Raw genomic sequence first — 12,601 nt, 5'->3', positions numbered from 1 at the left:
CTATTCGTGTGCACTTGCCGGATCCAGCAGTCTGCGAAGGTTTTCTCCTGTTGTATAAAAACATACAACGGTAATCACCAGCATGATTCCCGGAAACAGTGCAAGCCACCATTTGCCTGTGATCAGATATTTCATTGCTTCTGACAAAATAATTCCAATTGCAGGCTGCTCGTTTGACAGCCCGAACCCAAGAAAAGTAATACCGGATTCATGAAGGATCGCATGTGGAAAAAGAAGAACAAGTCCGACGATAAACTGCGGAAGCAGATGTGGAGCCATATGTTTCATCGCAATATACAGGTTGCTTTTTCCAAGTTTTCTGGCTGTTTTTATATAGATCTGTTCTTTGAGCTGCAGCACTTCACCTCTGATCAGTCTCGCCAGAGATGTCCAGTGCGTCAGTGCAACTCCAAGAATGACTCCCTTAAGTCCTCTTCCGCATGCGACACAGATAAGGATCAGAAGAAGCATATGTGGGATTCCCATAACCAAATCTATGATCCATGTCACAATGGTATCTGCTGTTTTTCCCATTGTTGCAGATACAACCCCCAGAATGAATGCCATGACCGCACTGAACGTAGCTGCACATACTCCTATGATGATACTGATAGAAAGTCCTCTGACTGTCCGCGCAAACATATCTCTTCCAAGCCAGTCTGTACCAAACGGATATTTCAGGCAGGGTGCAATGTTCTTTCTGGAAAAATCTGTTGCCCTTGCCGCATCTTCGCAGAACAGACCGCCGATACAGACTGCTGCAAGAAACACCACTGCGATAACAAGCCAGAGTACCAGTGTTTTTCTGCGATTCCATCTGTTATTCATCTTCCCACACCCCCTCTTCGGATTCGTGGGTCAATGACTCCGTACAAAATATTCGCTATAAAGTTTCCTCCAAACACGAACAATGCGCTTATGATCGTAATCGCCATCAGAAGCGGCATATCACTTCCAAGACCTGCACTGACCGCTGCCTGTCCAAGTCCCGGATAGGAAAAGACCTGCTCCACAAGTACTGAGCCGCCGAAGATCTCGCTGATTGAAGCAAACTGAAGTGTCACGGCCGGTCCAAGGACATTGCGGAAACCATGATTTTTGAAAATCTGCCAGCTGCTCTCTCCTCTTGCTTTTGCAAAAAGCACGTAATCACTGTCGCAGATGTCGATCATTTTTTCCCTGGTGTGCATGGCAATATTGGATATTCCTGTAATGGAAAGTGTCACTGCCGGAAGAATCGCATGACGCACGCGGTCAAGAAAAGTCACTCCGCTTGCCTCTACTCCAATCGGTACGCTTAATCCTATGGGAAGTATTTTGAGCCATACCCCAAAGATGATCAGCAACAGCATGGCAATCCAGAATGCCGGAGTGCTGGAGATCACCAGACAGTATCCTTTGATGATCTTATCAATCGGCTTTCCACGATTCATACCTGCAAGTGAACCCAGCAAAAATCCAATCAGTCCGGACAAAACCCACGCAATGATCATCAGGAACAAAGAATTCCCAAGTTTTACCGCGATCACTGTCGTAACTTTCTGGCGATAAAGGAGAGATATTCCCATATCTCCCCTTACAAAATCCCTGAACCAGGCAATGTAGCGCTGCAGGGGCGGTTGTCCCACGCCCCAGTATTCTTCAAGTTTTGCAATCTGTTCCTGACTCATGCTTCCAAGGGCGGCCTGTCCGACATTCGCTTTCAGAGGATCGATCGGAGAAGCTGTCATAAGTGCAAAAGCAGCAACACTGACTGCAAACAGCAGAAGCAGCACTTTGATGAAATTTTTTAAAATAAATTTTGCTTTTAAATTATTCAAAATTTGTTACTCCCATGACCACTGATCTACGTTATTTACGATAGACCAGCCATGTCCGTGTGGATGAATTTTCTGGTCAGCTACCTTAAGTCCGTCTTTGACAAAGTACAGATGATCGATATTGCAGAGCCAGATCCACGGGATATCACCTTCCTGTATAATGCCGTTCTCTCCATCCCACTGTGCTTTTTTCCAGAGATCATAAGACGCTTCCAGATCACTGGATTTCAGTGCTTCGTCCATGTATTTGTCTACGGTTTCGTTTGCATATGGAGAATATTCTGCAAGACCTGTCTCGCTCATTGTATGATAGATGTTGTACAGTTCCATTGGTGTATGTGCACCCCATCCCCATACAAGCGGCTCAGACTCTGCTCTTGTGTAGGCAGTATCCCAGTCAACACCCTCTGTTGTCACTTCAATTCCAAGTTCGGCAAGCTGATTCTTGCTGTCCTCTGCCAGTGCCTGACGAACAGAATCAGATGCCGGATACAGCATGGTAAATTCTGCACGCGCACCGTCTTTCTCACGGATTCCGTCATCACCTTCTGCCCAGCCTGCTGTTTCAAGAATTTCTTTTGCTTTATCCGGATCGTATTCTACTTCTGCTTCTTCATTGTACCATGGCATCTTGTCGCACACGCTGTATGCCGGAGTTCCGTAACCGTTCAGAACATTTTCGATCATTTCTTCGCGGTCAATGCCAATATTGATTGCACGTCTTACTTCTACATCACTGGTAAAGTCATTTCCATAAGTTACTCCGTCAATTTCCTCTGCCGCAGTTGCCGGAAGATTAAATCCACGGTTGTCTACCGTCTGCACGCTGAACAGATCATATCCGTCAACCGTTATATCTGAATAGGATGCCGCTGTATGTGCCACGTCTACCGTGCCAGACTGAGCTGCTGCCAGTGCTGCATCTTCTTCCATGAAAAGAACTGTTACTTTTTTCATTTTTGGTGCTTCTCCATAGTAATCCGGATTTGCCTCAAAAATAACCTGCTGTCCTTTGTCCCACTGTTTCATGATATAGCGTCCGGAACCAATTGGATTCTGTCCGTAATTTTCATCATAAGCATGCTCCGGAACGATTCCTACAATTGCCATGGTATATGGCCAGACTGCAAATGGTGTATTCATATGGAATTCAACAGTTGTGTCATCCACCGCCACTGCTTCTTTCAGCATGGAAAAATCATTGACGGAACTGTTATCGCGGCAGTTATTGTATGTAAATGCCACGTCCGATGCTGTCAGCGGTTCTCCGTCTGTAAATTTAACATCATCACGGATCTTAACGGTCCAGGTAAGTCCGTCATCACTTACCGAATAATCAGTTGCCAGGTCTTTCCCGATAGAAAGATCTGTATTTGTAGTAGTAAGCGTACTCTGGATCAGAGGTTCATGTACGTGCTCTCCTGCGCCCCATCCATATGCCGGATCAAAACCAGATTCCGGCTCTGATGTTGTCGGCATAGTTACGATCACTTCGTCCTTCGCTGTACTTTCTTCCTGTGCTGCAAATACAGTCGCAGTTCCCCCTGCAAAGGATGCAGTCATGCAGACCGCCATCATAACCGCCAGTAATTTTCTCTTCATTATCTCATTTCCTCCTTTTGTTCTCATTTATGCACAATGCTGTTTCTATCAACATTTTCAGGATTTGTTTTTATTTATTATGCATAACAAGTTCTATCAGTATACCATCAATTTTGACCGTATATAACCATCCCAGGGGGATATTAACCTATTCATATATCGCATAGATCCTGCATTTTTTTCATAGCTCTGTATCCCCCTGGGAGGCTTGTTTTTACACTGCATTTTGTTAAAATACAATCAACACATGAATTGTGTTATCTACCAAATAAAAGTGCACAGACCTCCACATATTATGATGCACATTCAACCCATTAAAAAAGTACTTCCATTCCGCAGGAAGTACTTTTTTTATACCATTTTCAGTTCATGCTCTTAAATCTGTATCGGGCCAAACGCATCCATCACTTCAAAATCATCAGACAGAAAAACATTTACAACCATACTTCCTGCCCTCCGGTTATTGTCTCTGATTATTATGCTGTTAATTTTATAAAACTGAATCTATTAATTTCTTTGTATAATCCATCTTCGGATGATCGATGATATCATCCGGAGTTCCGTATTCTACGGTCTTTCCATGATAGAGAACCAGGACTTTGTCACAGAAGGCCTGCACCAGTGCAAGATCGTGGCAGATCAGGATAAATGACAGATTTTCTTTCTGTTTCAGTTCGGTCAGAAGTTCCAGAATCTGTTTCTGCACGGTTACATCAAGTGCGCTGGTTGCCTCATCACAGATCAGGATGTCCAGACTGACTGCAAGCGCTCTGGCAATTGCTGCTCTCTGGCACTGTCCTCCACTGACCTGATGTGGATAGCGATCTGCGTATTCCGCATCCAGACCACATCTTTCGAGAAGATTTTCCACACGTTTCCGTGTTTCTGCGCGGCTTATCCCCATGTTCCGAAGACTTTCCCCAATTCCGTCTCCCAGAGTACGTCTCGGATCAAAAGATTCCATCGGCATCTGAAAAACCATCTGGATATCCTGATAGGTTTTTCTTAAGCTTTTGCCTCTGAGGCGGGTAATATCCTTTCCTTTAAGAAAAATCTGTCCATCTGTCACCGGCTCCAGATGTGTGAGCATTTTGGCTATCGTGCTCTTTCCCGAACCGGATTCGCCTACGATTCCAAGACATTCGCCCCGATTCAGTTCGAAACTGACATCATCTACCGCTGTCATGGACTTCTTTCCTGAGACAAAAACCTTCTTAAGGTGTTCTGCTTTTAAAATAATCTCTGTCATTTCTTCATGCCTCCTGAGTTCAGTCCCGTTTCAAATGAAGCACAGAGCTCATCAGTTTCTTAGTATATGGATCTTTCGGATGATCCAGAACCTCTTCGGTTGCTCCATAATCTCTTACCTGTCCGTTCTGGAGAACCAGTATCCTGTCTGCCATCATCCTTACAACACCGATATTATGAGTTACAAGAATCATTGCAGTATTGTATTCTTTACGCATAAGCAGAAGTTCCTCCACTACCTGCTTCTGAACCGTTACATCCAGGGCGCTGGTCGGTTCATCTGCCAGAAGCAGGTTCGGATGCATGATCATGGCTGTACAGATCCCTACTCTCTGATTCATTCCACCGGAGAGTTCAAACGGATAGCTTTCCAGCACACGGTCACTGTCATCCAGACCAATCTTCTTCATGATCTCTCCTGCACGTTCCCGGACTTCCTTCTTGCTGATTTTCTCATGTTCTGACACTGCCTCATGTATCTGTGCCCCGATTGTCCGGACAGGACATAATGCAGCTTTGCAGTCCTGGAATACCATTCCGATCTCTGTTCCCAGAAGCTTACGGAGCTTTTTCTCACTCATATCTGTAAGATTTTCACCTTTATACCAGATATCACCTCTTGTAACCAGGCCTTCTTCCCCCAGAAGTCCCATGATGGCTTTGACAATCGTACTTTTACCGCTTCCGGATTCTCCCACGATTCCAAGAATCTCGCCCTGTTTTAATTCAAAACTGACATCCTGAACCACCGGCTCTCCATTATATGAAATTGTCACATGCTCTACACGAAGCAAAGAATCCATAATATTTTGTTCTCCTCAGGCTACTCCACATCCAGTTCTGCCGTGATCTCATAATAATCACATGGATGCGTTGCCATTCCTTTTACATTTGATTTTGTCACGATTCCCATATTCAGATGTGATACAAAGAAGTATGCATCATCATCCAGAATATCCTGCTGAAGTTCTATTGCAAGTTTACCTCTTTCGTCCTTATCAAAAGTCTGATGAAGCTGATCTGTAAGCTTTGTTACCTCTTCATTCTGGTAGTTTCCGTAATTTTTAGAACCTGTCACCGTACTTGTAAAAAAGTATTCCGGATCTCCTGTCGGTGCTGTGGTAACAGAACTTACATAAACGTCAAAATCACCGTTTTCTGCAAATGTTCTGTGATCTGGAGTATTGTTTACCTGCACATCAATACCGATATCCTTCAACGTAGCCTGTGCATACTCTGCCAGCTTCGGCTGTTCGAGACGGGTCGGGTAAGTCAGCCAGTTAATGCTGAGTTTCTGTCCGTCTTTGTCTACATATCCATCACCGTCTGTATCTGTCCATCCGGATTCTTCAAGAAGTTTCTTTGCACCGTCCGGATCATAGGAAACGGTTTCTACAGCGTCATTTCCATAGGAAAAGCTGCTCGGGAAGGCTGCTTTGGCCGGAACGCCACGTCCCTGCATGATCACAGAACAGAATCCGTCTTTGTCGATTCCCATCTCAACAGCTTTGCGGACATTCTGGTCCTGCATGATCTCTGAATCCATATTGAACTGTCCGAAGAAGCAGCGGCTGGTCGCACAGGAGTTAATGGTATAGTCTGAATTGTTTTCAAACAGAGGATAGTTGTCATACTGCAGTCCATAAGTTCCCTGAATATCTCCGGTCTGCAGGGCTGCTGTCAGCGCACTTCCGTCTGCAAAAGATTTGACAGTAACTTTGTCTACTTTTACTTCGCCACCCCAGTAGTTCTCATTTTTGACCAGATCGATCTGGGTTGGAGTAACATTCTCTGCAATATACGGGCCTGTTCCTGCCACATTCGCTGAACCGCCTTCTCCCTGGATTCCATAGTCCATATCAATGATTGCACCATAAGGATCGCCAAGATAATTGATGATTGCCGGACATGGTTCTGTCGTATAAATAGTAAGTGTCAGTCCGTCTGCATCAATATGGTCAATTTTCAGATCGTATGGTGCACGGTCATGAGCAGCGATCAGATCCTCCAGACATTCCTTAACCGCTTCTGCATCCATATCACGTCCACTGGAGAATTTGACATCGTCACGAAGTGTGATCTTAACGGTTGTGTCATCTACAAACTCATAATCAGTTGCCAGCCATGGCTCTACTTCCATGTTGTCGTTGTATTTGAAAAGAGTTTCCCCTACACCATAACGGAGTGCACTCCATCCGGAATAGTTATCATGTGGGTTCAGTCCCGCATCCCCCATTTCTTCACTGTATCCTGTCGTTCCATATACGAATGTCTTTTCTCCGTCAGCCCATACACTTGTGGACATTCCTGCTGCCAGCATTGCTCCTGTAAGAATTGCCGCAATCAGTTTCTTCTTCATAATCGTTGTTTCCTTTCTTTATATGCTTATCTTTTTGTTCTTTCTTTTGGATCCATATAGTCTCTGAGTGTATCTCCGAGAAGATTAAAGATCATAACTGTTATAAATATGGCCAATCCCGGTGCGAGTACCATCCATGGTGAAATCTGAAGCATACTTCTTCCATCATTGATCATGCTTCCCCACTCTGCCATCGGCGGCTGTACGCCAAGCCCGAGAAAAGAAAGTCCGGCCAGTTCCATCATCATCGTTCCGATATCAAGAATCGAAGTAACCAATATCGGACCGGCAATATTCGGCAAAATATGTTTAAACATAATCTTAAATGTGCTGCTTCCCGACAGTCTCACCGCCATCAGATACGTTGAGTCTTTCTGTGCAAGAGTCAGTCCTCTGGCAAGTCTGGCAAACTTCGGCCATCCAATTACAGCCAGAGCTATGATTGCATTCTGAATACCTCCACCGAGCACGCCAGCTACCGCAAGGGCAAATACAAGGCTCGGAAATGCCAGAAACAGATCGGACACACGCATCAGAACAGTATCCAGAATTCCTCCGCACCAGCCACATATAATACCAATTGCGGTTCCGACTACAGTAATGAGTGCTACCAGAAGCAGTGTTGCATAAATACTCGTCGTGCTTCCCACCAGTACTCTCGAAAGCATATCCCTTCCGTAACGGTCAGTTCCCAGTATATGTTCTGCGCTGGGCGGTTTCTGCGCCAGCAGAAGATCCTGCATATCCGGATCATACGGGCAGAGTTTCCGGGCAAAGGCTGCAATTACAAGCAGGATCAGTACCAGTATTGTAAAAAAGATCAGCTTTTCTCTCACATGGTTTTTCTTTATTTTCTGCCTGCGGACAGTTATCGTTTTTTTCGTTTTACTCATACTCTGTCACCTCCCAGTCTTACGCGAGGATCCAGATAATGATAAATGATATCTGTGATCAGATTTACCACTACATAAATAATCGCCATCCATGCCACATACGCCTGAATGATCGGGTAGTCTCTCATAGTTATGGCATCTACTGCCATTTTACCGACACCATCCCACATAAAAATAGTCTCAACGATCGTGGTTCCACCCAGAAGATTTCCTATGGACAATGCCAGCAGCGTAATGATCGTGAGCATGGAAGATTTCATCACATTTTTCCAGATGATCACACTGCCTCTGACACCTCGCGCTCTGGCTCCGGCTACATAGTCTTTATTCAGTTCTTCAAGGATTGTCGCTCTTACCTGACGGGTATATTTTGATGCCATGGAGATTGCCAGCGTCAGCGTAGGCAGGACAAGACTTAACGCGACGTTGTCACTGGTAATGACCGGAAGCCATCCCAGTCTGATAGAAAAGAAATACATCAGCACCAGCGCCGCAAAAAAATTCGGCATGGAATTTCCTATGAAACTGAAAAAACGAATTAAATAATCGATCCATTTATTATGTTTTACTGCCGAAAGGATTCCAAACGGAATTGCAATCAGCATTGTCAGCAATACTGAAGAAACCGTCAGCATGATTGTTGCCGGAAGTTTTTCTATGAAAGTTTCATAAACATCTCTCTTCGATACATAGCTCTTGCCCATATCTCCGGTTGCCATTCCTGCAAACCACTTTGCATATTGCACAAGAAACGGCTGATCCAGCCCGTACTCTTTTCTCGTCTCATCAATGACTTCCTGTGAGACTGCCGAACCTGCATTTTCATACATGTAGGTCACTGCATCACCGCCCGCCAGACGCATCATGGCAAAAGACAAAAAAGTGATTCCGATCAGAATCGGAATCAACTGAAGAAGTCTTTTTAAAATATATTTAATCATTTGTTCTCCTTCATGCCTGCATAGCATCAGACAACATATCCGCATGATAAATCGTAACTGGCCCGTATCCTCACAGTTACAATAATTTAACAATTACAGTCTAGCAAATGTCAAAAAAGCACACAACCCCGTAGGAGGGTTCTGTGCTATTCTTAAATTGAATACTTTATGCATGTTATGGAATAAGTGTGGATTAACTTTATACTCGTTCACAGTGGATTAACTTTTTGGAAGTCTGCTCATCAGAAACTCGAGAAATTCCTGTATACTTTCATCCATTTCTTCTCCTCTGTGAAGGATATAGCCAAAAATAACTTTGCTGTCCCCCATATTCAGAGGGATTCCCGGTGCCGTGCCTGCCTTATTTTCGGAAAGATAGCTTCCGCTCACATTGGAGACTTTACTGTTTTTCAGCATTCTTTCCATAATATAATCACTGTTGGTCAGCACGGAAATATCAAGGTCTTTCCACTGAAAAGCCTCCTCATTGACAGATCCGATATCAAAAAATTCATCCTGATAATTCTGTATGAACCGTACTCCCTCAAGCTCTCCCAGATTTACAGTCTCTTTTTCCAAATCATAAAGTTCTGTCTGCCGTCCCGGATAAAGGATCACATCTGTCTCATACAGAGATACAAACTGCAGCTTGTTTTTTGCCAGTTCATGCAGGAAATTCTCTTTCTGCTGGCTCAGGATATAGACAAAACCAATATCATCCATATAGTCACGGACGCGCTCCATAACACTTCGCACACCTGCTGTCGTCAATTGGAAATGATAATTTTTTTCATATGTTTCATTATAAAAATCCACAAACAGATCGGCAAACCAGGAACTGGGATTCATGGAAATACGGATCCATTTTGTCATGCCGTTTGCCGACATATTTTCCAGAACTTCAACCTCATTTGTGATCCGGCAGGCATAATGATAAACCTTCTGTCCCTGTACCGTAAGGCGTATTCCACGTGGCAGCCGCTCAAAAAGCTGCATTCCGAGATTATCCTCCAGTGCCTTTATCACCTTACTGACACTTGATTGTGTAGAATAAAGGATCTTTGCCGCATCACTGAAAGATCCGGCCTGCGCACATGTCACCAAATATTGTAATTGTTTTAAATCCATATGATTCTCCGCATATTGTTATAGTCTGTCCTATTGTCTGCCCGTTATTTAACTGTCCGCAGCATAAACAGTGGAGTGGGATTATAAAATTCGTCTTTTTCCAGATAAATCCTGCTGCTGATACCCAGATCCACTCTGAAATCTTTTACTTCCATAGAACCTAAGGTTTCCAGATCCCATGCCGGACGGCTGTAAGAACTGATTGGAAGCTGACGCTTGATCTCCTCACACTCACGCATCATATCATCACCGAGAATGTTGTGTGCATGATTTTCCGGAAGATCTGCAACATTGGAAAAATCTGTGATTCCATAGTTTGCATCAAAGTTAAGCAGAACCCCGCCCTTTTTCAGGACGCGGAGCCACTCGCCATAAGCATGGCTTACGTGCGGCAGTGTCCATGTCAGGTTTCTGGAAATGATCACATCAAATGTACCCTCCGGAAATTCTGGATTTTCGGCATCCATTACCAGAAATTCGCAGTCTGTTTTTTCCTCTGATGCAAGAAGACGTGCATTTTTGATCATATCCGGTGTCAGGTCGATACCTGTCACCTGATGGCCTTCTTTTGCAAGCAGAACGGAGAAAAATCCAGCACCGCATCCCACATCAAGAATACGCAGTTTTTTTCCTTTTGGAAGCTGCGCACGTATTTCTTTCATCCAGCGTTCTGCCATGGCACTGTGCAGTTCCTGACGTTTCTGCACGAGAAAACTGTCGCTTCGTTTTTCCCAGTAATTAACGATTCTCTCCTTGCGCTCATCATACCGGCTGACAATTCTTCCATATGTGACCATCGGACCGTTTTCAAGCACCTGCAGCGTGCCGCACTGATAAAGAAGCACACCGTCAAACTCTGCGACACTGATTTCTTTTACATTGCCTTCATAATCGCGGACTTCTCCGAGAATATCACCTTCCCGGATCATGTCACCGACTTTTTTAAACGGATACCAGAGTCCGTTTTCCTCGGCATCCTGATAGCGAATATCAGCTACATCCAGAGGATAGTAGGTACGGAAATCTTTCAGTCCCTGATAAATTCCCAGATGACAGAGAATATTACGGACATCCCTGCGGGTGGATCTGACTTCCTCATAAGTCCAGTCACCCATTCCTCCACGCTCAATCAAAATACTCGGGATTCCCTGTGAAGCCGCATAGTTATAAGAACCGCCGGATGCCACGTTGGATTTTACCATATAAGGCACATCGACCTGTTCTGCCATCTGTCTCGAAAAGCTGACAACTTCCTCTGCTGCCGCTCCTGCATAATAAACATATGGAGTAAGTTTTTCATAATCATCTCCGCTGTGCAGGTCGATATAATAATCTGCCACCGGCTGCAATTCCTGAGAAACAGCCCATGCAAGACGTTCCATCTCCGTTCCGTCCGGATTTCCCGGAAATTCACGATTCAGATTCTTCCCATCTGTAAGCCCCATGCTACCTTTTCGTGCTTCAAATGCCGGACGGTTCAACACTTTTATGATAATGACCGTTCCTGTTACCTTCTCGATTTTCAGTTTCTGTGCAAGCTCGATGGCTGCCTGGATCCCTACATATTCACCGGCATGAACACCTGCTGTGATCAGCATGGTTTTTCCTGTGCCATGTCCATGCAGAACAGTCGCCGGCAGTCTGATCTCACCATTTGCAAGCTCCAGTTCCCCGTGCCACTTCTGTCCCGGCTGCACCGTTACATTTTTCAGACGAAAAGCATCTCTTTTTCTTCCTGTCAGCAGAAAAATCGGAGAAGTACTGTTGTTGATGATCTCTTCCTCTGTCCAGACCTCTTTCCAGACTTCTTCATCGCAGGAAACATCAAGAAATCCTGCTTTCTGCATCGTTTCGATATCCCACTTCGGACGTTCCAGACGGCTTAGCGGAACCTGACGGGCAATTTCTTCCATCTTCTCAATATCTGTTCCGCTGTAATAATCTTCCACATTCTGCTCTTCCGTCTGCTTACGGTCTTTCTCGTAACTGCTTCGTTTCTCTTCATTATAAAGATGACCGTACCAGTCAGCATCAAAGTTATAAAGGACACCTCCCGGTTTGAGGACACGAAGCCATTCTCTGTATGCAAGGTCCGGGCGCGGCAGATTCCATGTAACATTTCTCGTTACAATCACATCACAACTGTTGTTTTCCACATCAAGCGCCTGTGCGTCGCCTGTTTTCCACACAATACACTTTGCAAGCTCACCTGCATTGCTCTGTGCTTCTTTCAGCATTTCTTCGGTATAATCGATTGCAGTAACCTGATACCCGGCTTCTGCAAGAAGAATTGCAAAAAATCCCGGGCCGGTTCCGACATCGAGAATTTTGATCTCCTGCGGTTTCTTTTCCGGAAACTGATTTCCAAGCAGGGAAAGGAGCTTGTCCCTCCACATCGTTCTGCGGGCATCTGCCATTTCCTGCTGATTATATTCTGAATAACCTCTGGCACGGTTCGTCCAGTAGTCATGAATTTCGTTTTTCAAATTATTCATAAGTCTGTTCTCTTTTCATGCTTGTCATGTTAATCGGGGCGATTCATAATTTTTATTGCACAAAAGTAAAATTTTCTCTGAATTTCCACCCTCATATTTTTTCATTATATAAAAA

Annotated in this window: 10 protein-coding genes; all 10 read right to left on the bottom strand. The window is 44.6% G+C overall.

The window, feature by feature from the left end; all coding sequences use genetic code 11:
* Complete coding sequence (locus tag BQ7344_RS11520) at positions 1-828, bottom strand: ABC transporter permease (RefSeq protein WP_072522659.1); 828 nt, start codon at positions 826-828, stop codon at positions 1-3.
* Positions 825-1,820, bottom strand: coding sequence for an ABC transporter permease (locus tag BQ7344_RS11515; protein ID WP_235816107.1), 996 nt, complete (start codon positions 1,818-1,820; stop codon positions 825-827). The genes BQ7344_RS11520 and BQ7344_RS11515 overlap by 4 nt, the downstream gene beginning before the upstream one ends.
* A 6-nt stretch (positions 1,821-1,826) precedes the next feature.
* On the bottom strand, positions 1,827-3,383 hold the full coding sequence (locus BQ7344_RS11510) for an ABC transporter substrate-binding protein (RefSeq protein WP_417183600.1): 1,557 nt from the start codon (positions 3,381-3,383) through the stop codon (positions 1,827-1,829).
* 529 nt (positions 3,384-3,912) lie between these two features.
* Entirely contained in the window at positions 3,913-4,671 is a 759-nt protein-coding gene (locus BQ7344_RS11505) for an ABC transporter ATP-binding protein (protein ID WP_072522656.1), read from the bottom strand.
* 19 nt (positions 4,672-4,690) lie between these two features.
* Positions 4,691-5,473, bottom strand: a complete 783-nt coding sequence (locus BQ7344_RS11500) for an ABC transporter ATP-binding protein (RefSeq protein WP_072522655.1) — start codon at positions 5,471-5,473, stop codon at positions 4,691-4,693.
* Positions 5,474-5,493: 20 nt separating this feature from the next.
* Positions 5,494-7,029: an ABC transporter substrate-binding protein gene (locus BQ7344_RS11495; RefSeq protein WP_072522654.1), complete on the bottom strand. Its 1,536-nt coding sequence runs from the start codon at positions 7,027-7,029 to the stop codon at positions 5,494-5,496.
* 26 nt (positions 7,030-7,055) lie between these two features.
* Positions 7,056-7,922: a nickel transporter permease gene (gene nikC, locus BQ7344_RS11490; protein ID WP_072522653.1), complete on the bottom strand. Its 867-nt coding sequence runs from the start codon at positions 7,920-7,922 to the stop codon at positions 7,056-7,058.
* The gene (gene nikB / locus BQ7344_RS11485) at positions 7,919-8,863 is read right to left on the bottom strand and encodes a nickel ABC transporter permease (protein ID WP_072522652.1); all 945 of its coding nucleotides are present in this window, start codon (positions 8,861-8,863) and stop codon (positions 7,919-7,921) included. The genes nikC and nikB overlap by 4 nt, the downstream gene beginning before the upstream one ends.
* Positions 8,864-9,082: 219 nt before the next feature.
* Positions 9,083-9,991, bottom strand: a complete 909-nt coding sequence (locus BQ7344_RS11480) for a LysR family transcriptional regulator (protein ID WP_072522651.1) — start codon at positions 9,989-9,991, stop codon at positions 9,083-9,085.
* Positions 9,992-10,035: 44 nt separating this feature from the next.
* Positions 10,036-12,486, bottom strand: a complete 2,451-nt coding sequence (locus tag BQ7344_RS11475) for a methyltransferase domain-containing protein (protein WP_072522650.1) — start codon at positions 12,484-12,486, stop codon at positions 10,036-10,038.
* Between the last annotated feature and the right edge of the window lie 115 nt (positions 12,487-12,601).

This window comes from Blautia sp. Marseille-P3087 (assembly GCF_900120195.1).
Classification (GTDB): domain Bacteria; phylum Bacillota; class Clostridia; order Lachnospirales; family Lachnospiraceae; genus Blautia_A.
Note: the sequence above shows the minus strand (reverse complement) of the source record. Positions and strands in the feature narration are given on the sequence as shown.